19 protein-coding genes are annotated in these 20,487 nt (G+C 57.4%); 12 read left to right on the top strand and 7 right to left on the bottom strand.

From position 1 onward, the window contains the following. Nucleotides 1-4 precede the first annotated feature (4 nt). The gene (locus tag KEHDKFFH_RS06455) at nt 5-409 is read right to left on the bottom strand and encodes an acyl-CoA thioesterase (RefSeq protein WP_104321153.1); all 405 of its coding nucleotides are present in this window, start codon (nt 407-409) and stop codon (nt 5-7) included. Between the two features lie 197 nt (nt 410-606). On the opposite strand from KEHDKFFH_RS06455, the gene KEHDKFFH_RS06450 reads away from it, so the two are divergent. From KEHDKFFH_RS06450 to phoU, 5 genes are all read left to right on the top strand, one after another. Beyond that, nucleotides 607-1,647, top strand: coding sequence for a substrate-binding domain-containing protein (locus KEHDKFFH_RS06450; RefSeq protein WP_422385686.1), 1,041 nt, complete (start codon nt 607-609; stop codon nt 1,645-1,647). Between the two features lie 136 nt (nt 1,648-1,783). Next, complete coding sequence (gene pstC, locus KEHDKFFH_RS06445; protein WP_104321151.1) at nt 1,784-3,172, top strand: phosphate ABC transporter permease subunit PstC; 1,389 nt, start codon at nt 1,784-1,786, stop codon at nt 3,170-3,172. Further along, nucleotides 3,165-4,439: a phosphate ABC transporter permease PstA gene (gene pstA, locus KEHDKFFH_RS06440; RefSeq protein ID WP_104321150.1), complete on the top strand. Its 1,275-nt coding sequence runs from the start codon at nt 3,165-3,167 to the stop codon at nt 4,437-4,439. Before pstC ends, pstA begins: the two co-directional genes overlap by 8 nt. An 11-nt stretch (nt 4,440-4,450) precedes the next feature. After that, complete coding sequence (gene pstB / locus KEHDKFFH_RS06435; protein ID WP_104321149.1) at nt 4,451-5,338, top strand: phosphate ABC transporter ATP-binding protein PstB; 888 nt, start codon at nt 4,451-4,453, stop codon at nt 5,336-5,338. 33 nt (nt 5,339-5,371) lie between these two features. Next, nucleotides 5,372-6,094 (top strand): phosphate signaling complex protein PhoU, encoded by a 723-nt coding sequence (gene phoU, locus KEHDKFFH_RS06430; RefSeq protein WP_064229722.1) that lies wholly within the window; start codon nt 5,372-5,374, stop codon nt 6,092-6,094. A 144-nt stretch (nt 6,095-6,238) separates the two neighbouring features. On the opposite strand, the gene KEHDKFFH_RS06425 is transcribed toward phoU, so the two are convergent. The 5 genes from KEHDKFFH_RS06425 to mnmH all read right to left on the bottom strand — a co-directional run bounded on the left by KEHDKFFH_RS06425 (nt 6,239) and on the right by mnmH (nt 10,829). Next, nucleotides 6,239-6,604 carry a histidine triad nucleotide-binding protein gene (locus KEHDKFFH_RS06425; RefSeq protein ID WP_104321148.1) on the bottom strand — a complete coding sequence of 122 codons (366 nt, stop codon included), beginning with the start codon at nt 6,602-6,604 and terminating at the stop codon, nt 6,239-6,241. A gap of 41 nt (nt 6,605-6,645) precedes the next feature. Continuing rightward, nucleotides 6,646-7,941 (bottom strand): FAD-dependent monooxygenase, encoded by a 1,296-nt coding sequence (locus KEHDKFFH_RS06420; protein ID WP_104321147.1) that lies wholly within the window; start codon nt 7,939-7,941, stop codon nt 6,646-6,648. 82 nt (nt 7,942-8,023) lie between these two features. Continuing rightward, the gene (locus tag KEHDKFFH_RS06415) at nt 8,024-8,581 is read right to left on the bottom strand and encodes an aminoacyl-tRNA deacylase (RefSeq protein ID WP_104321146.1); all 558 of its coding nucleotides are present in this window, start codon (nt 8,579-8,581) and stop codon (nt 8,024-8,026) included. A gap of 170 nt (nt 8,582-8,751) precedes the next feature. After that, the gene (locus tag KEHDKFFH_RS06410) at nt 8,752-9,585 is read right to left on the bottom strand and encodes a mechanosensitive ion channel family protein (RefSeq protein ID WP_104321145.1); all 834 of its coding nucleotides are present in this window, start codon (nt 9,583-9,585) and stop codon (nt 8,752-8,754) included. Nucleotides 9,586-9,725: 140 nt separating this feature from the next. Then, a complete protein-coding gene (gene mnmH, locus KEHDKFFH_RS06405) occupies nt 9,726-10,829 on the bottom strand; it encodes a tRNA 2-selenouridine(34) synthase MnmH (protein WP_104321144.1) in 1,104 nt (367 codons plus the stop codon). 133 nt (nt 10,830-10,962) lie between these two features. Between mnmH and KEHDKFFH_RS06400 the strand changes: the two genes are divergently transcribed. Then, nucleotides 10,963-11,658: a class I SAM-dependent methyltransferase gene (locus KEHDKFFH_RS06400; RefSeq protein WP_104321342.1), complete on the top strand. Its 696-nt coding sequence runs from the start codon at nt 10,963-10,965 to the stop codon at nt 11,656-11,658. Between the two features lie 405 nt (nt 11,659-12,063). Here KEHDKFFH_RS06400 and KEHDKFFH_RS06395 read toward each other — a convergent pair whose 3' ends face one another. Continuing rightward, nucleotides 12,064-12,447 carry a VanZ family protein gene (locus KEHDKFFH_RS06395; protein WP_338418381.1) on the bottom strand — a complete coding sequence of 128 codons (384 nt, stop codon included), beginning with the start codon at nt 12,445-12,447 and terminating at the stop codon, nt 12,064-12,066. 118 nt (nt 12,448-12,565) lie between these two features. On the opposite strand from KEHDKFFH_RS06395, the gene cysZ reads away from it, so the two are divergent. From cysZ to KEHDKFFH_RS06365, 6 genes are all read left to right on the top strand, one after another. Beyond that, on the top strand, nt 12,566-13,315 hold the full coding sequence (gene cysZ, locus KEHDKFFH_RS06390; protein ID WP_104321143.1) for a sulfate transporter CysZ: 750 nt from the start codon (nt 12,566-12,568) through the stop codon (nt 13,313-13,315). A 16-nt stretch (nt 13,316-13,331) separates the two neighbouring features. Next, nucleotides 13,332-16,193, top strand: coding sequence for an RNA polymerase-associated protein RapA (gene rapA, locus KEHDKFFH_RS06385; protein WP_104321142.1), 2,862 nt, complete (start codon nt 13,332-13,334; stop codon nt 16,191-16,193). Between the two features lie 130 nt (nt 16,194-16,323). Beyond that, nucleotides 16,324-18,774 (top strand): acyl-CoA dehydrogenase, encoded by a 2,451-nt coding sequence (locus tag KEHDKFFH_RS06380; RefSeq protein WP_104321141.1) that lies wholly within the window; start codon nt 16,324-16,326, stop codon nt 18,772-18,774. Nucleotides 18,775-18,791: 17 nt separating this feature from the next. After that, nucleotides 18,792-19,172, top strand: a complete 381-nt coding sequence (crcB, locus tag KEHDKFFH_RS06375; RefSeq protein WP_064229731.1) for a fluoride efflux transporter CrcB — start codon at nt 18,792-18,794, stop codon at nt 19,170-19,172. A gap of 239 nt (nt 19,173-19,411) precedes the next feature. Next, complete coding sequence (locus KEHDKFFH_RS06370; protein ID WP_008172950.1) at nt 19,412-19,618, top strand: cold-shock protein; 207 nt, start codon at nt 19,412-19,414, stop codon at nt 19,616-19,618. 171 nt (nt 19,619-19,789) lie between these two features. Beyond that, complete coding sequence (locus KEHDKFFH_RS06365) at nt 19,790-20,485, top strand: lysophospholipid acyltransferase family protein (protein WP_104321140.1); 696 nt, start codon at nt 19,790-19,792, stop codon at nt 20,483-20,485. The last annotated feature ends 2 nt before the right edge of the window (nt 20,486-20,487 follow it).

The raw sequence follows: 20,487 nt of genomic DNA, 5'->3' as shown, positions 1-20,487 counted from the left end.
GAGCCTAAAGGTTCTGTTCGGGGACTTCCCGGATTCGACCGTGCTCATCAATGGCGACATAGACAAACAGGCCCTCGGTCACCTTGCGTGGATGCTTCGCGGTACGGTCGAGCGTCCACACTTCCACGCTGATTTTCATGGAACTGCGGCCGATATCCACGAGCTCGCAGTAGCAACCCACCTGCGACCCTACCCGTAAAGGTGACAGGAACTCCATCCTGTCCATGGCCACGGTGGCATTACGGCCCTGGGAAATACGTCCGGCCATGGTGGCAGCAGCGAGATCCATCTGTTTCACCAGCCAGCCGGCAAAGACATCGCCATTGGCATTGGTATCGGCGGGAAGAGGAATGATCTGAAGGGTGAGATCACCGCGGGGCGTGGGTTTATCGTCGTCTAACGCTGTCATAATACTGCCTTCTTGCGAGCCTGGAATTGTTTTAACACGCATGGTAACGGGCTGAAGCGCCGCTGCAAGCAAATTTGAACATTCCGGACTATATTTCAGAAGCTGTAACAAAGTTGTCACAGAGTGCTATTAGTCTGCACCCATCGGTAAAACACATCCGACACAACGTCCAAACCGAATAATGGAGACTTGACGTGATGAAACTGAACAAAGCACTCGCGACTGCAGCACTGGCCGGCTCCGTAGCCGCCATGTCTGCACCGGCCATGGCCCGTGACACCATCAGCATCGTGGGTTCCTCAACTGTTTATCCGTTCGCCACTGTTGTTGCCGAGCGTTTCGGCACCAAGACCGACTTCAGCACACCCAAGCTGGAATCCACCGGTTCTGGCGGTGGTATGAAGCTGTTTTGTCAGGGCATCGGTACCCAGCACCCGGACATCACCAACGCTTCACGTCGCATGAAGACTTCCGAGTTTGAGCTGTGCCAGAGCAACGGTGTTACAGACATCACCGAGTTCCGTATCGGTTCTGACGGCATCGTGATTGCCAGCTCCAAGAATGCTGAAAACCTTGAGCTTACGCTTGAGCAGCTGTTCCTGGCCCTGGGTTCCAAAGTTCCGGTCAATGGTGAGTGGGTAGCTAACCCGAACAAAAACTGGAGCGATGTTGACTCCAGCCTGCCGAACAAGCCGATTCGTGTGATGGGTCCTCCTCCCACTTCTGGTACCCGTGATTCGTTCAACGAGCTGGCCCTGGCCGCTGGTTGCGATGAGCTGCCGGAAGCCGCCGACCTGAGCAAGGACGAGCACGCCTCTATCTGTGAAAGCGTTCGTGAAGACGGCGCCTTTATCGAAGCGGGCGAGAACGACAACCTGATCGTTCAGAAGCTGATCGGCGACACCAACATGTACGGTGTGTTCGGCTACAGCTTCCTGGAAGAGAACGCAGACCGTCTGCAGGCGGCTACCCTGAACGGTATGGTTCCGACTGCCGAAGCAATCGCTGCTGATGAATACCCGGTCGCGCGCTCACTGTTCTTCTACGTGAAGAAGGCGCACATCGGCGTGGTTCCAGGTATCAAAGAATACGTTGATGAGTTTATCAGCAACGCGGCCATGGGTCCGAACGGCTACCTGAAAGACGTAGGCCTGATCGTGCCCCCCCGTGACGCCCTGATGGACCTGATGGATAAGGCCGAGGGTATGCGTAACCTGACCCTGGACGAGCTCAAGTAAGCCAGCGGTTCGGAGAATACAGAGGTGCGGGTCCCGAATGGGGTCCGCACCTTTTGCACGTTTGGACGATCCGATGCCAGTGTTCATGTGAATCTGTACACTGTGCATCTATTTGAAGTCGATAACAGGAATTTTCATGCAACCGGCTAATCTTCTCTTACTGACTCTGGTGCTGGCGATCGTGGCCTATTGGCTTGGTTATGCCCGCTCCCGGTCGTTGGCGATGCCGCTGGGTGGGATTCGTCACCTCAAATCCCTTCCATTTTATTACGGAGCCAGGGCGGCTTTGTGGAGTGGCATTCCAGCCTTGATCGTTCTCGGTTTGTGGGCGGCATTCCAGGGCAAAGTCATACAGCTGATTGTAATTGGCGGCCTGCCGGACGGCATGATGCCCGCGAGCCAGGGTGAAGCGAGTCTTCTGCTGAGCAAAATCAGTAACGTTGCCAGCGGTGCACTGCCTCCGGGTTTCGCTGAGGCACCTATTGTTGATGCCGCGGAGAGGCTTAAGGCGCTGCAGGCCCAAAGCCGCTTGCTGATGTCCGCACTTGTAATCTCGGTGGCCGTGCTCGCCGGATTCCTCGGCTGGTTGCGAATCCGACCACGCCTGAATGCCCGAGCCCAGGTCGAGTCCATTCTCAAGTGGGTATTTTTCGCCTGCGCAGCCCTGGCTATCCTGACCACCGTCGGAATTATTTTCTCGGTAGCCTTTGAGACGTTCCGATTCTTCGAGAAGGTGCCGTTTACCGAGTTCTTCTTTGGCAGTCACTGGAGCCCGCAGACCGCCCTTCGGGCCGATCAGGTTGCTTCTCAGGGTGCATTCGGCATGATCCCCCTGTTTACCGGCACCCTCCTTATCTCCGCGATCGCCATGACTGTGGCCGTGCCGGTAGGGCTGCTGTCGGCGATTTATCTGTCCGAGTATGCCGGCAAGAAGGTTCGCGGAGTGGTCAAGCCGTTGCTGGAAATGCTGGCCGGTATTCCTACTGTGGTTTATGGCTTTTTCGCCGCGCTGACCGTTGCGCCGTTCATCAGTGATCTGGCTGCTTCCATGGGTATCGAGGCGTCTTCCCAGAGTGCCCTGGCCGCAGGTGCCGTCATGGGTATCATGATCATTCCGTTCGTGTCGTCCCTCTCGGATGACGTGATCAATGCCGTGCCCCAGGCCATGCGGGATGGTTCTCTGGCGTTGGGCGCCACCCAGTCCGAGACCATGAAGAAGGTGATTTTCCCCGCCGCACTGCCCGGCATCATGGGTGGTATTCTTCTGGCGGTCTCCCGGGCTATTGGCGAGACCATGATCGTGGTCATGGCGGCAGGGCTGGCGGCCAACCTGACCGCCAACCCGCTGGAAACCGTTACCACAGTGACTGTCCAGATCGTGACCCTGCTTACCGGTGACCAGGAGTTCGACAGCGCCAAGACGCTGGCCGCCTTCGCATTGGGCGCCATGCTCTTCCTGGCAACCCTGCTGCTCAACGTCATTGCACTGAAAATCGTACGCAAATATCGGGAACAGTATGACTGATCAACGTTCACAGGCGGAGATTGTTCGCCAGTCGCTCAAGCGCCGCTACCGCAAGGAACGCCGGTTCCGTGCCTATGGTGTTCTGGCTATCGCCATTGCCCTCGGGGCCCTGCTAACCCTGTTCACCGATATCATCGGCAAGGGTTATACCGGCTTCATGAAGACCACCATCACCATGGATGTTCAGCTGGATGGTGAAATGATGTATCTGGACGATCCCACGGACGAGCGCCAGATAAAGATGGCCGATTTTGTGGAGCCCTTGATTCAGGCGCTGATCAAGGAGATACCCGGGGCAACTGAAGAGCAGCGGAACCAGGTACGCGAACTCATCAATCCCTATGCTTCGGTGGCTCTGCGAGATGCGCTGAAGGCGAACCCTGAATGGTTGGGCACTACCCAGACCATGACATTCCTCAGTCACACCGACGTGGATGTGTATGTGAAGCATGCGGGCGATGCCGCCTATTCGATCAAACTGAATGACCAGCAGAAAGCCTGGGTGGACGAGCTGCAGGAGCGGGGCGTTATCGAGACTTCCTTTAACGACGTGTTCTTCAGTGGTGGCGATTCCCGTGATCCTTCCAAGGCTGGTATTCTTGGTGCCATTGTCGGTTCGCTGCTGACCATGTTCGTTACCCTGATCCTGTCGTTCCCGATCGGTGTTGCCGCGGCAATCTATCTGGAGGAGTTTGCTCCCCAGAACAAATTCACCGACTTCATCGAAGTCAATATCAACAACCTGGCTGCGGTTCCATCCATCATCTTTGGTCTGCTCGGCCTTGCGGTGTTTATCAACCTGTTCGGCATGCCGCGCTCGGTTCCGGTGGTTGGTGGTCTGGTGCTGACGTTGATGACCCTGCCGACCATCATCATTTCCAGCCGGGCCGCAATCAAAAGCGTACCGCCCTCGATCCGCGAGGCAGCGGAAGGTATCGGCGCCTCCAAGATGCAGGTGGTTCTGCACCACGTACTGCCGTTGGCTATGCCGGGCATGCTGACCGGCTCCATCATCGGTATGGCCCAGGCACTGGGTGAAACCGCACCGCTGCTGCTGATCGGTATGGTGGCGTTCATCGTGGATGTGCCCGACGGCTTCTTCGATTCGGCTACGGTTCTTCCGGTGCAGGTATTCCTGTGGGCCGGCAGTCCTGAGCTGGCCTTTATTGAACGTGCGTCGGCAGCCATCATGGTGCTGTTGACCTTCCTGATCAGCATGAACGCATTGGCCATCTGGATGCGCAAACGTCTCGAGCGCCGGTGGTAAGGAGAATCAAGATGAATAGTGTGAATACAACCATTGCCAGTGAAGTTAGCCAACCGGACGAGGTCGCCGTGCCAGTTCAGGAATCAAAACCCGCTGAAACCGTGATCGAGGAAGGTAAGACCGTTGGTAAGCCGTTCTCCGACGATCCGAAATTCAAACTGCGTGACGTCGACGTGTTCTACGGCGACACCCGTGCGATCAAGCAAATCAGCCTGGATATTGGCCGTAACGAAGTCATCGCCTTTATTGGACCGTCTGGTTGCGGTAAATCCACCTTTCTGCGCTGTCTGAACCGCATGAACGACAGCATTGATATCTGTCGTGTGAAGGGGTCCCTGCATTTGGACGACCATGATATCTACGATCCCAAGCGTGACGTGGTTGAACTCAGAGCCCGGGTTGGAATGGTGTTCCAGAAGCCCAACCCGTTCCCCAAGTCCATTTACGACAACGTGGCCTACGGCCCCCGCATCCACGGGCTGGCCAATCGCAAATCGGATCTCGATGAAATCGTGGAGAACAGCCTCCGTAAGGCCGGTCTCTGGGAAGAGGTCAAGGATCGCCTGGACGCCAATGCAACCGGTATGTCTGGCGGCCAGCAGCAGCGTCTGTGTATTGCCCGTGCGATTGCAGTGAGCCCGGAAGTTGTACTGATGGATGAGCCCTGCTCGGCGCTGGATCCTATTGCCACGGCTAAAGTGGAAGAACTGATTGCCGAACTGTCCGAGAGCTACACGATCGTTATCGTGACCCACTCAATGCAGCAGGCGGCCCGGGTATCCCACCGCACGGCCTACTTCCACCTGGGACACCTGGTGGAAGTAAACGAGACCAACAAGGTATTCACCTCGCCGGAACATGAACTGACCGAGTCCTACATCACCGGCCGTTTCGGCTGATTCCGGACCTGAGGAATTTTGGAGAAGAACAGTATGCCTACTAAGAAGGACGACGTTTACGGGGATCACATCTCCCACAAGTTCAATGACGAACTGATGGAGCTCAAAACCGAGTTCCTGAAAATGGGCGGCATGGTAGAAGCCCAGGTCGAGAATGCCATTCAGGCGTTGGTGGATGGCGATGGCCATCTGGCTGACGAGATTCGCGCCAACGACAAGAAAGTCGACAAGATGGAAGTGGAGATCGACGAGGAAGCCACCCTGATCATCGCCCGTCGGCAGCCGACGGCACGGGATCTGCGTCTGGTGATCTCGGTGATCAAGATGGTCGCCGATCTGGAACGTGTGGGTGATGAGGCCAAGAAAATCGCCAAGCTGGCCATCAAACTGCAGGAAGAGGGCCAGGCCCCGCGCGGCTACGTGGAAGTGCGCCACATCGGCACCCACGTGCTAAGCATGCTTCACGATGCCCTGGATGCCTTTGCCCGCCTGGATTCCGAGCAGGCACTGCGGATCATGAAGGAAGACAAGCGCGTCGACGAGGAATATCAGGCGGCGGCTCGAACCCTGCTGACGTTCATGATGGAAGATACCCGCAATATCTCACGGTGCATGTCCGTGATGTGGGTGCTTCGCGCCCTGGAGCGGGTAGGTGACCACGCCTGCAACATCGCCGAGAACGTGATCTTCATGGTCAAAGGCGAGGACGTTCGTCATACGCCTGTGGAAGAAGCTGAGAAAGTCGTCGGTCGCTGATTTTTCCAACTTCGGTGGAGGGCCGGTAATGCTGTTTGGGACTATCTTTCGCCAGGGATGGCGAAAGCTAAGCGCGCATGGATGCCTTGAGCGTGTCCCAAACAGCATTACCGGACCGCTTGCCGGCACCCAAGTTTAAAACAATCAGGCCTGCTTCATTTTGTCGGTATACGGAGGCCAGCCCAGCGGCTTGCCGGCAAGAACGTGCAAGTGGATGTGGAACACCGTCTGCCCCGAATTTTCCCCGCAGTTCATGACCACACGATAGCCATCGTCGGCAAACCCCTTCTCCTTGGCAATCTTCGCTGCCACCAGATACAGATGCCCCACCAGCTCCCGATCATCTTCGGTGATGTCGTTGATGGTGGCGATGGCCTTCTTCGGGATGACCAGGAAATGCACAGGCGCCTGCGGGTTGATGTCACTGAACGCCAGGGCGATGTCGTCTTCGTACAGGATGTCTGCGGGGATTTCCCGGTTGATGATCTTGGTGAAAATCGTCTCTGACATGATGGCTCCTTTTGGATTGTCCTTGCGATAGTTGTTGGGCGTTAGAGCTGGTTCAGGCCCGGGATCCGGGAGGTTATCTGTCTCACCACGGCCGGCAGTTCCTCGTCGATGCCCATGGCGTAGCGGGCCACCCGGTTGCGGGCGAAGGGCAGGGCGCGGACGGCGCCGAGGCCGAGGTTGCGCAGAAGGTGGACCGGTGGAATCTCGTTGCTGAACAGTTGGTAGAACAGATCCATGGTCAGCATCATTCTGCGGTTCGCCGGCCGGCGCTGTTGTTCGTACAGGTTCAGCCACTTCGGGTCGGCCAGGTCGTCACCGGCGCGCTTGGCCTCTTTGAGGGCTGACTGAAGGGCTTGGGCATCCTGGAAGCCCAGGTTCACCCCCTGGCCGGCCAGGGGATTGATGGTGTGGGCAGCGTCACCGGCCAGGACCACTCGCCCGGTGTGGTACTGTTTGGCGTGCTGGCGGGCAATGGGAAACGAGGCCTTGCTGTCGATGTGGGTCAGCAGTGGCAGACTCGTGGGAAACGATGACTGGATCTCGCTCATCAGGGTACTGTCGTCCAGCGATTGCAGGCGCGCCAGCTCCTCCGGCGAATCGTACCAGACCAGGGAGCCCCAGCTTTCGCCGGGATGGTCGGGGCCGGCGCTGTGCAGGGGCAGGAAGGCCCGGGGGCCGGAGGGGTGGAAACCCTGCCAGGTAATGTCCTCAACTGGCCCCTGATAGCGTACCGAGATGACCATTGCCTGCTGGTCATACTGGTTCCGGGTGGTGCCGATGCCGGCCAGATCGCGGATTCTGGATTGGGCGCCATCGGCTCCGACTACCAGAGCTGCAACCAGCTCGCGGCCATCATCCAGGGTAACAGTAGCTGCATCGCCGGACTGCGCCAGTGAGGCTACACCCTGGCCCTGGAGCAGGGTCACCTGGGGGCAGGCCTCGGCGGTTTGCCAGAGCGCTTGTTGAGTCACCGAGTTCTCGACGATGTGTCCCAGGTGGTGTGCACCCAGCTCGATGGCGTCGAATTGAACTTCAGCCAGTTTTCTGGGCACCAGGTTCTGCAGTGGGTAGCGGGTCTCATCCCATACGGCCAGGCGTTTGTAGGGCGTTGCCCGCATGCGAAGGATATGATCCCAGGCGCCCAGGCTCCGAAGATAGCGCTCACTGCCTGCGCTCAGGGCAGAAACCCGGATGTCCGGGGTGTTGTCTGGATCAAAGGCGGGCGGCGGAGCCCGGTCAACCAGGGCAACGCGGAAGCCATTCTGGCCGAGGCCAGTGGCGAGGGCAGCACCGACCATGCCGGCACCAACTACCACAATATCAAAGGCTTGTGTCATATCGGTTTCCTGTCTGATGCCCCCAGTTTACGCGATGGTGGCAGCCAGACAAGAGACCGGGATCAAGCCGGCAGGGAAACCCTCAATAGCCAGCCATCCCGGATACCCGTGGCTCGGCAGCGTCGTCAGGCCGGCGACGGCCCTTGACCAGCCAGGCGGGTTTCTGGGCTCCGGGTTTGTTGAAGCCCTGGTTCAGGACCATGGGTTGCACCAGAGTCAGGAAATCCGAGGTTTTCATGTGCACCGATTCGCTGTGACTGCCTGCGGCAAACGCCAGCTCTGGCTGTTCGGTCAGAGCTTCGGCACAGTACACGGTCATTCCGAACAGGTTGCCAAAGGGGGGCATGGCGCCTACCTCGCAATCCGGGAAGCGATCCTGGAATTCCTGCTCATCGGCGAGATCAATGAAGTCGGTGTCCAGGATGCGCGATAGCCGGTCCCAGCGGATTCGCCAGGTCGCTGGCATCACCAGCATTGCCATTTTGCCATCCAACTCGATAATCACCGTTTTAACGACTCGGTCGCCGGCAATCTTTACGTGGTGGGCAAGTTCCTGGGCGGTATACGCAGGAGGGTGGGAGAGGCACATGTATTCCACACCTGCCTCATCGAGGAATTCCTTCAACTGCTGTACCGGCATAGTGACAACCTCCTACCAGCAATGACAGCGTTCCGGAGCCTGTGTTGATCAGATTGCCTGGCCCCGATGGCCTGGCGGGGTCGGTAAACCCCGCCATTAATGGTCAGCTTAGTTGAGGTTACGCAGTTTGCGAGTAACCGGATGTATCAATGAGAAACCGATCGCGAATCTCAGTCGGTTTTAATCATATGCACATCGCGCTGGGGGAACGGGATACTGATACCCTCGGCGTCGAACGCTTTTTTCACCTTCTCGTGCATGTCCCAGTAGAACGGCCAAAGGTCGGCGGACTTGGTCCAGGCCCGCACGGTCAGATCGACAGAACTTTCGCCCAGAGCGCCAACCACGATGAGAGGCTCGGGGTCTTTCAGCGCGCGCTCGTCCTCTTCAATGAGTCGCTTGCAGACGGCCTTGGCCTTGTCGATGTCGTCGCCGTAGCCGATGCCGAAAGTCATGTCGCAACGACGGGTCTCATAGGCGCTCAGATTGGTCAGGCTGGCGTTGGCCAGTTGACCATTCGGGATCACGATCCGGCGGTTATCGAAGGTGTCGACAATGGTGTAGAGGATGGATATTTCACGGACGGAGCCCAGGTAGCCCTGGGCGTCGATGACATCGCCGACCTTGAACGGCTTGAAAATCAGGATCAGCACGCCGCCTGCGAAGTTGGCAAGACTGCCCTGCAGCGCAAGGCCGACCGCCAGGCCGGCGGCACCGACAATGGCGATGAAGGATGTGGTGGCAATGCCAACCATGGAAGCAACGGAAATCAGCAGCAGAATCTTGAGGATGACGCTGAGAAGGCCGCAGAGAAATTTGTTCAGGGTGGGGTCTTTCTTACCCAACTTGTTATCGAGTACGTTGACAAACCGGTTGATCAGCCACATGCCCACAATCAATGTGACAATGGCCAGCACGACTTTCGGGGCGTAGGTCATAACCAGGGACATGGCCTGATTCATGAGTTCCGAGGCACCGCCCTCAGCGCCGAATAGATCTTCCATAAAGGACTCCTTGTTCGTTGGTATTTTTCATAAGTGTCGGATTAACGGACAAAATCCTGCAACAACCTGATTCGTCTACATCTGTATATAGCAGACAAATGTCAGGGATGTGTATCGCAGGCCAAATATTCAGTCAGTTGCTACGCAATTGAGCGTTCACTGGCCCAATCGAGAATGGTCTGTGGGCCTCCGCGGACAAGAATCCGGCCCTCTTTCTGGCTCAGTTGGTAGTCATACATGGGGTCGTAATAGTCCTGGAGCAGCGCCTGAATCCAGGCGTGATGTGCGCCAGTCTGTCCGGTGGTTTCCTGCTGCACAAGCGCCTCTTCCATCAGACCGCGCAGCTGCTTGTGACGCTCACCGCCCAGGCGCTTGCGAATGCGATCAATGGCACTCAACAGGTAGTCCCGGAAATTCAGCCAGCCCGCTTCGGCCCCGTCGCGGTTCACGTAATCCGCGAACATGCCTTCAACATAGTCTTCCCGGATGATGGCAACGCGTTCTTCCATGGGTTGCTCAAGAATCAGCAACGGCGACCCGGCCATGCGATCCTTGAGCGATTCGGGCAGGGCGCAGCGCCCCACCAGGCGACTTTCATCTTCCAGGTAGATGGGGCCGCCGGTGTGATGATGAGCCTTGAGCATGGCCACGGCCAGCCGGTTCTCAAAATCGATCTGCGAAGGTTGAGGTGTCACCTGACGCCCGAAACTCGAGCCCCGGTGGTTGGCAAGGCCTTCAAGATCCACCGGATTCGGTAGCTCTTTCAGAACCCGCGTTTTGCCGGTACCGGTGCGACCGCTGAGAATACGAAATTCGCCGGATTCAATCTGCGCTTCCAAACTGTCGATCAGAAACCGGCGCAGCGCCTTGTAGCCGCCTTTGACCAGCGGATAGTCTATGCCGGCCTCCTGGATCCACTGTTGGGTGAGCCGGGAACGCAAGCCGCCCCGAAAGCAGAACAGATAACCCTCGGGATGGCGGGCAACAAAGCGCTTCCACTCTTCAATCCGCTGGGCCTTGATGTCGCCGGATACCAGCTGATGGCCCAGCTCAATGGCCTTGTCCTGGCCTTTTTCCTTGTAACAGATGCCGACCCGGTGGCGCTCATCATCGTTCATCAGCGGTGCGTTTTCGGTGTTCGGAAAACTGCCACGACTGAACTCCACCGGTGCCCGCACGTCCATCAGTGGCACGTCGTTCAGGAACAGGGAAAGGTAGTCGTCGGTGTCGGGTCTGCTTGCCATTTCAGCGGTAAACCAGTTGTCAGATGGAGGCGGCAGTATAGCGGAAATGGCTGTTTTCTGCTTGTGGCGGCCTGTTTCCCGCCAGGGTCATGGGTACAATAACGCCTTCGTTAAATCCGAGGTTGGATACCCCATGTCAGCAGACTGTCTGAATCAGCACCTGCGCAAAACCCTAGCCCGGGGCCGGGTGGCTGTGTCCCGCCCCGCCGGCTGTGAGCGAATCGCCCTGTATCTCTTTGATCCGACGGTTCTTGAAGGGCCATTGTCCCATGAAGAAGCCCAGGCGGTGGTTGCCGAACCTGCCTACTGGTCGTTCTGCTGGGCCAGCGGCCAGGTGCTCGCCAGCTGGATTCTGGACAACCCCTGGTGGGTTGAGGGCAAGCGGGTCCTGGATTTCGGTTCCGGATCCGGAATAGTGGCCGTGGCTGCGGCGATGGCCGGAGCAAGGGAAGCCATCGCCTGCGATATTGATCCGGCAGCGCTGGATGCAGCCAGTGCCAACGCGGCTCTCAATGGCGTTTCCGTTGGCCTTTGCCGTGACTGGGCAGATCGCCCGAAGGATCTGGATGTGGTGACAGCGGCAGATGTGCTCTATGACCCCGAGAACCGGCCGTTGCTCAAGGTGTTTCGGCAGGCGGCCCCCAGGGTTTTGCTTGCCGATTCCAGGATGAAGGTGTTGGGCGACAGCGCCTATCAGAGGCAGACAACGATTGAGGCCCGGACCTGGCCGGATCTGAATGAATTCGAGGAGTTCAATAAGGTGCGCATCTATCTGGCCGGAGTGACCAGCGGGGAGGCTGAGGCAGAAATGGTGGACGTAAAAAAATAAAGGGCAACCATGCGGTTACCCTTTCTCGGAACAGGTCGGCGCATCCTTGCGCATTGGGCAACAGCCATGTTGCGAGATCCTTGAGCCACTCCGTGGTGCCGGCATCCGAGCCGGCTATCCGAATAGTTATCCCTTAAGCGAGGCGTCCATGTGTCCTTGCCTCTCCCTGCAATCCGTGCCGGGGTGCATCCAGTGCGTCGTCCATTTCCCTGTCATCCTTGATGTAAACACTATACCAATTGGATTTTGACAAACGTGTGAACTATGCACGCGTCCCAGTTGAGGTCAGTGCGGGCTTATCCAATAAAGTATGTTTATCAGTCAGTTAGGTTTCGTCTAAGGACGCCTTCGCACCACTGCGCACGCGATTTCACCGCAAGATCTCACGTCTTTGTAAGATATATCTCACAGAGATCCTGGCGAATTTCGCAAATCCGGTTTTCTGGCTTTGTGAATGCCGGGCCAGGGAAGGAGGCCGATAGCGATGCCCGCGCCGTCTGCAGCCAGATCTGCCAGGGAAAATTCCCGGTAGGGCAGGTTTGCCTGGATGAGTTCGATCCCGAGGCCAAAGCCCAGCAGTGCCGGTGCAAACCAGATCGCTCGAAGTTCCGGCCAGGCCAGGCGAGTCAGTATGGTGAGCTCAAGGAACGCGATCAGATGGTTAACCTTGTCACTTGAGGATGAGGGAACGGGGTAAGGATTGTCCGTTGTCGCAAGAAACCCGATGGCCAACACGGAAACCACAAAAGCTGCCCGCCAGAGGGGGCGGTATTGCAACAGGCTGGTCATTTGTTGTTTCAAAGTATCCATCGGGGAAGTCACTGAGCGTTCTCGGGCTGTGGGAATGTTGTCAACATGATATGCTTTGCGCCCCGTCATTGTCATTGAAGCGGAGGTCCTGCCAGCGATGCTCAAGGGTAATTTTTTTCGTGGACTGGGCTATCTGGGTGAAGGTTTCCGCCTGATTCGTCAGCCCGGCCTGCGGCTGTTTGTCATTATTCCCCTGATTATCAATATTCTGCTCTTCGGCTTGCTGTTCTTTTTCATGGGAGAGCTTTTTGCCGGCCTGATTGCCGCCGCCATGGCGTGGCTGCCGGACTGGGCCTGGCTCCAGGCACTGGACTGGCTGTTCTGGATTCTCTACGGCGCGGTCATCGTGCTGATGTTGGCCTATGGCTTCGTGATCGTCGCCAACCTGATTGGCTCCCCGTTTTACGGCTACCTTGCCGAGCTGACGGAAAAACATCTGACCGGTCAGGAGGTGAACACCGACGACAGCTGGGCCTCCATTATCAAGGACATTCCCCGCGCACTCTGGCGTGAGGTTCAGAAGATTCTGTATTACCTGCCCCGCGCCATCGGTCTGCTTATCATCGGCCTGATCCCGGTTGTTAACCTGGCTGCAGCCGTTCTGTGGTTTCTTTTCAACAGCTGGATGATGGCCCTGCAATACGTGGATTATCCCGCAGACAACCATAAGGTCAGCTTCCCTGCCTTGCGGCGTTTGCTGGGCGACACGCGGTTGTCTGCCTTCGGGTTCGGCTTACCGGTGGCATTGGCCGCCATGGTGCCGGTACTGAACCTGTTTGTGGTGCCGGCGGCGGTGTGCGGGGCAACGGCTTACTGGGTGCGTGAGAACGGCGCCACAAGAACTTAATTGGTCTGGAGGTTTCTTGGATACATCGGAATTTGTTATTGGTCAGCGTTGGGTCAGCCACAGTGATACCGGCCTGGGGCTCGGAATTGTCACGGATATCTCCGGTCGCCGGGTAACCCTCGGTTTTCCTGCCGCCGATGAGGAACGCACTTACGCGATTGATAACGCACCTCTGTCCCGCATCATCTACCAGCTGGGCGAGGAGATTGAGGCCTTTGACGGCGAGCGGTACATCGTTCGCGCGGTCGAGGACATCGGTGGTGTACTCATGTACCACGGAGACGATGGTACCGACCTGCATGAAATCTCCGAGGTAAAGCTCGCAGGCTCTGTGAATTTTTCAGCGCCGCACCAGCGGCTGTTCGCGGGCCAGTTCGATCGCAACGGCGCCTTTCGGCTGAGGTATGCCACGCTTCAGCACATGAATCGCCTGCGGGCGTCCCCCGCCCAGGGCCTGATCGGCGCCCGCACCCAACACCTGCCGCACCAGATCTACATTGCCCATGAGGTTGCCCGGCGTCATGCGCCACGGGTGCTCTTGGCCGATGAGGTCGGCCTCGGCAAAACCATTGAAGCAGGGTTGATCCTGCACTATCAGCTGCACACAGGGCGTGCAAAGCGCGCTCTTATAGTGGTGCCGGATTCCCTCACCCATCAATGGCTGGTGGAAATGCTTCGGCGTTTCAATCTGCGTTTCTCGATCGTGGATCAGGGTCGCTACGATGCCCTGAAAGAGCAGGAAAGCGACGTTGATGCCCTGGTTAACCACATTTTTGGCGACGAGGATGCGGTCAATCCCTTTGAGAGCGAGCAGCTGGTGCTCTGCAGTCTCGATTTCCTGAAGAAAAGCCAGAAGGCGCGGGACGATGCCCTGAAGGCCGAATGGGACCTGATGATTGTAGACGAGGCCCACCATCTGGCCTGGAGCCCGGAAGAAGTCAGTCCGGAATACCAGATCGTTGAGGAATTGTCGGCGATCAGCCGGGGTCTGCTGTTGTTGACGGCGACGCCGGAGCAGGTGGGTGTTGCCAGCCACTTCGCGCGGTTGCGGCTGCTCGATCCGGCCCGTTTCCATGATCTGGAAGCCTTCCGGAAAGAGGAAGAGCAGTACGAGACGATTAACGCTGTTGTCCGTCGCCTTCTGGACGAAGAATCTGAAATCAGCACCGAAGACCAGAAATTGCTACAGGACTGGCTTGGCGAAGAGCTGGATCAGCTACTGGCCGGAGATAACCCGCGGCAATCGGTTATCGATGCCTTGCTGGATCGACATGGCACCGGGCGGGTGCTGTTCCGGAACACCCGGGCGGCGATCCAGGGATTCCCCGAGCGCCGTCCCAACCCGGAACCTTTGCCGTGCCCGGCCATGTACGAAGGCCAGGCTTCAGGTATTCAGGGGCTGACCCCCGAGCAACTGGTCCCCGAGGAGCAGTGGCTGGCCGACGATCCGCGGGTGGCGTGGCTTGAGAAAAAGCTGGTCAGCCTGCGTCCCGCAAAGGTCGTTGTCATTTGTGCCAGCGCTGAGACCGCCATGGCCCTGGAGCATTATCTTCAACTGCGGGCCGGCATCCGCAGTGCCGCCTTCCATGAGCACCTGAGTCTGATCGAGCGAGACCGGGCTGCCGCCTATTTTGCCGACACGGAGCAGGGTGCCCAGGCACTGATCTGTTCTGAAATTGGCAGCGAGGGCCGTAACTTCCAGTTTGCCCACCACCTGGTGCTCTTCGATCTACCCGCCAATGCCGATCTGCTCGAGCAGCGCATCGGCCGGCTGGACCGGATCGGTCAGACCGAAGCCATCGATATTCATGTTCCCTACCTGCGTGATACCAGCCAGGAGGTGCAGTTCCGCTGGTTTCATGAAGGTTTGAACGCTTTCGCCGAAAGCTGCGCCGTGGGTGTTGCGGTTCAGGAAACGGTGCAGGCCCAGTGGCAGCAGGCTATTGATGGTGATGCCAGTGTCTCCGACGAGCTGGTGAAAGCCTCTGAAAACGAGGCAAAACGCCTGAAAACGCTGCTGCAAAATGGCCGCGATGCCCTGATCGAGCTGAATTCCTGTCGCCCTGAGGTAGCCGGGGATCTGATCGCAGCTATAGAGGACGAAGAAGCCGAGGCCCGGGTTCGCGATTACATGATGGAAGCTTTTGACATCCTCGGTGTGGATGTCGAGGACCATGCCGATCACTCCGACATTCTGCGGCCCGGCGAACAATACCAGGCCGGTCATGTGGCCGAGTTGCCGGAAGACGGGATCACCGTGACCTGGGACCGACAAAACGCTCTTGAGCGGGAAGACCTGGCCTTCATGAGCTGGGAGCATCCGATGGTCACCGGGGTGATGGACTCGGTCACCAGTTCCGGTCTTGGCAAGGCCGCCCTTGCCAGCCTTTCCGTAAAGGCCCTGCCTCCCGGTACGCTGCTGATGGAAGCCCTGTTCACCGTGCACTGCCCGGCGCCAGAAGCCCTGCAACTGACCCGCTACCTGCCGGTATCGCCGTTGCGCCTGTTGGTGGACGTGAATGGCAAGGAACTCTCGGGGGCGTTGCCCCACGACCGCCTGAACGAGATGTGCTCGAATATTCGCCGGCGCACGGCCCAGGCCATCGTGCCCCAGATCCGGCCCCAGGTTGAAACCATGGTGGATCACGTTGAGCGGTTGTCCGAGCCTCACCTGGAGCCCCTGAAAGCCGGTGCACTTGAGCAGCTCACTGCCAGTTTTGAGCCGGAGATCAGAAGACTGGAAGCGTTGCAAAAGGTGAATCCGGCGATCCGCAATGAGGAAATCGACTTTTTCCGGAACCAGTTCGCGGCGGCGAGAGAGGCCATAGGCCATGCCAGCCTGGCTCTGGAAGGTATTCGTGTGATTGTGACCTCATAAATTGGGGTCTGACGGCCGTAACTGGCTGACTGTGCGGCATTTGCTGGTCAGCCCTCATCTGATGCGGTACCGTAAACGTAACGAATTGTAGTCTTCGAATTTTCCGAACCATGGATGACAGAGAGAACCTATGATGACTTTCATTCTGTTTGTAGTAGCACTGGCCGGTTTGCTGATTGTGATGCGGCGCGAGTCAGGTGCAACTTCCGCGATCGGTGTGATGGCGGTAACTGGTCTGCTGTCCCTCATCTTTGCCTCTGGCTGGCTGGCTCTGTTGCTCTTTATTGGTGCTGCAATCACAGCAGCCGCCGGCCTTCCGGGTTTCCGCCAGAGCTGGCTGACTCCCCGCATCTTTGCGATGTTCAAGAAAGTCGCCCCCAAGGTTTCGGATACTGAAAAAGTGGCCCTTGAGGCAGGGACCGTGGGCTGGGACGGTGAACTGTTTACAGGTCGGCCCGACTGGCACAATCTGCTGATTAACCGTAACACGGGCCTGACTGAGGAAGAGCAGGCTTTCGTCGACAACCAGTGCGTCCAGGCGATTTCCATGTGCAACACCTGGGATGTGGCGGTTGAACGGGCTGATTTGCCCAAAGAACTCTGGGACTTCCTCAAGAAGGAAGGTTTCTTCGGAATGATCATTCCCAAGGAATACGGCGGTCTCGAATTCTCTGCCAAGGCGCAGTCTGCAGTTCTGCAAAAACTGGCGTCCAACGAATCACTGATGGTGTCTGTGGGCGTTCCAAATTCTCTCGGTCCGGGTGAGCTGCTTGTAAAATATGGCACCGAGGAACAGAAAAACCACTACCTGCCGAGGCTTGCTGACGGTCGCGAAATTCCGTGTTTTGGTCTGACAGGCCCAAGGGCTGGTTCGGATGCGACGTCACTTCCGGACACAGGTATCGTTTGCAAACAGAAAGTCGATGGCAAGGAAGTTGTCGGTATCCGGCTCAACTTCGAGAAGCGCTGGATCACTCTGGCGCCCATCGCCACGGTTGTCGGGCTCGCCTTCCGTATGTTTGATCCGGACGGGATCCTTGGCGAAACCGAAGACTACGGTATTACCTGCGCACTGATCCCCAGGGACACCAAGGGTATGGAAATCGGTCGTCGTCATTGCCCGATTGGCAGCCCGTTCCTGAATGGCCCGATCAAGGGTAAAGATGTCTTCATTCCGCTGGATTACATCATCGGTGGTGTGGATATGGCCGGTCAGGGCTGGCGTATGCTGGTTGAGTGCCTGTCGGTAGGTCGCTGCATCACCTTGCCGTCCGGTGCAGCGGGGGCGGCTGCGTCGGCTGTCGGCACCGCTGGCGGTTTCACCCGTATCCGCCGTCAGTTCAATACGCCGGTTGCGGATATGGAAGGTGTGCAGGAGCCGCTGGCACGTATCGCCGCCAAGACCTATATCTCTCAGGCGGCTGTGAACCACACCGCCAACATGATTGATAAAGGCGAAAAGCCGGCAGTGCCATCTGCGATCCTTAAATACCACCTTACCGAGTTCCAGCGCGGTGTATTGACCGATGCAATGGATGTCCATGGCGGCAAGACCGTGACACTTGGCCCGCGAAACTATCTGGGCATTGGCTACAGCGGTGCTGCTGTCTCTATCACCGTTGAGGGTGCCAACATCATGACCCGCAGCCTTATGATCTTCGGTCAGGGCGCCATTCGCTGTCATCCCTATGTGCTCAAGGAGCTGGCGGCCAAGGACAACGATGATATCAACGCGTTTGATGATGCCTTCTTCGGTCATGCCGGCCTGATTTTCGGCAATGCAGCCCGCGCGTTTACCCAGGCCCTGGGTCTTGGTCGGGCAGATGTGCCGTTTGACAGCGCCAGTCGCAAGTACGCCCAGGCTGTCGCCCGTTTCAGCGCGGCCTTTGGCCTGTGCTCGGATGCGGCGATGACCACCCTCGGCAGCGAACTGAAGATGCGGGAGCTGATCTCAGCACGATTGGGGGATATGCTGTCCAACCTGTATCTCGCTTCTATGGTGCTCAAGAACTGGCACGAGACTCAGCCGGTAGAGGGTGAGAAGGAGGTAATGGAGTACAGTCTGGGCATGCTGCTGCATCGCACTGAGGAAGCCCTGGATGAATTTCTCCAGAACCTGCCGAATCGCGCCGTGGCGCTGGTTCTGCGCGGTATTACCATGCCGCTCGGCCGCCGTTGGGGTAGCCCTCAGGACGGCCTTGCGCGCAAACTGGCTCGTGCAATATCCACCGACACGCCTATCCGTAACAAGCTGATAGCCAGCGTCTGGCACACCGATGGCGAGGGCACCGTGGAGAATCCGGTGGCTCGCTACAATGGTCTGCTCAAGGACTACGACAAGGCCGAGCAGCTTTACCGGAAAGCGACCAAGGCCTACGCCAAGGGTGAATTGCCGATGACCGCCTTGCATCCGGAAGAGCGATTCGAAGCGGCCCTGAAGGCTGGTATCTATACCAAGGAAGAAGCCGATTTCATGCGCCAGTATGAGACCGTGGTACTCGAGATGCTGACGGTCGATGACTTCCCGTTTGATGAGTTTGCGCGCAACAAGGAGACAGTGATTGACCACAACCCCGCCTGACAAGGAAATGCCCTGACATGTGGTTGTCGTTTCTTGCAGTCAGTGTTGGCGCCGTGATCGGCGCCAACCTGCGTTGGGCGCTGGGTTTGTGGCTGAATACGACCTACCATGCCGTTCCTTACGGAACCCTGGTTGCAAATCTCAGCGGTGGCTGGTTGATCGGCTTGCTGATTGGCTACTTCAGCCATGGCACCACGCTGGCGCCGGAATGGCGACTGTTCGCAATCACCGGCCTGTGCGGTGCCCTGACCACTTTTTCCACGTTCTCGCTGGAGATGTTTGCGGCAATCCAGGAGGGTAAATGGGCCATGGCCATTACCGGTATTCTGGCTCACGTGGTTGGCTCCATCCTCATGACTGCGCTGGGAATTTACACCTTCGGCCTGGTGAAGGGGTGATGGGTACCACTACCTACATTTTTTCTTGAAAATGCCCTTGGCAAGCTTCGGATTCAGGAGTAGAGTGAAGGGCGTAGGAAAGATTCAGCAAAGCATTTCATGAATAAGACGTACCTCCGCAGTTAGTAGTGACCGTCCTGTTTTTGATTCCGCGAGTTCTGTATTTCCGCAAAACGCCGACCTGACACCATGAAGGTGAGAGGCGGCAGATAATATGATTGATTTCAGGAAGTTTAAGTATGTCTACTACTACCGGTACTGTTAAGTTCTTCAACGAAGCAAAAGGCTTTGGCTTTATCACTCGTGAAGGCGGCCCGGACGTTTTTGTTCACTACAGCGCTATTCAGGGCAGCGGTTTCAAAACTCTGGCAGAAGGCCAGCAGGTTGAGTTCACCGTTACCCAGGGCCAGAAAGGTCCTCAGGCGGAGAACGTTGTTGCCCTGTAATCCCTGATGGATTCGGCAATAACCGCCAAAAAGGCAGCTTCGGCTGCCTTTTTTAATGTCTGAAAATAGGCATTACATGATGCCCCGCTTTTGTCATTATCCCCTCTTTGTGTAATCTTTACCGGCCTGCTGCTCGTTTAACCGGAAGTCGAGATCTCCAGGAATCATTACATGCTCCGACTGCTAAAAGCTGCCTGGATCCTGTTCTGGGCCATACTGCTCACCCTGATTCTGTTTTTCCCGATCGTGATTGCTGCCCTGCTTGGAAAGCGTGGGGACGCCGCGTTTCATGGCACCCAGATCTACGCCTGGATCATCCTGAAGGTTTGCGGTATCCGCCTGAAAGTGCGTGGCAAGGAAAACATCGAACCGGGCCAGCGCTACGTAATTCTGAGCAATCATGCTTCCTATCTTGATCCGCCCGCACTGGTGCTGGCCCTCGGTCTGCAGTACCGGTGGGTGATCAAGAAGGAGCTGCGCAAGGTGCCCCTGTTCGGATTGGCTCTGGAGACGTCCCGGAACCTGTTTATCGACCGCTCCAAAGGCAGCGACGCGCTGGAAAGTATCAAGCGCGGTGTCGACCAGCTTCCGGACGGCACCAGCATACTGATTTTTCCGGAGGGTACCCGTTCGTGGGATGGCAAGTTGCTGCCTTTCAAGAAGGGTGGTTTTGTCATTGCCCAGGATGGTCAGCTACCGATTCTTCCGGTAACCATCTGCGGCTCCCACCAACGTTTGCCCAAGGGTAGTGCGGCGTTCAGCAGCGGTGAGATTGAAATAGTCATCCATCCGCCGATGGCTTCCGGGGCTTTGCCGCTGGACGATTTGATGACGGATGTTCGAAACAGCATCGCGTCTTCCCTCTGAAA

The sequence above is a fragment of the Marinobacter maroccanus genome (assembly GCF_002933275.1).
Lineage (GTDB): Bacteria > Pseudomonadota > Gammaproteobacteria > Pseudomonadales > Oleiphilaceae > Marinobacter > Marinobacter maroccanus.
This window is presented reverse-complemented; position numbering and strand designations above follow the sequence as displayed.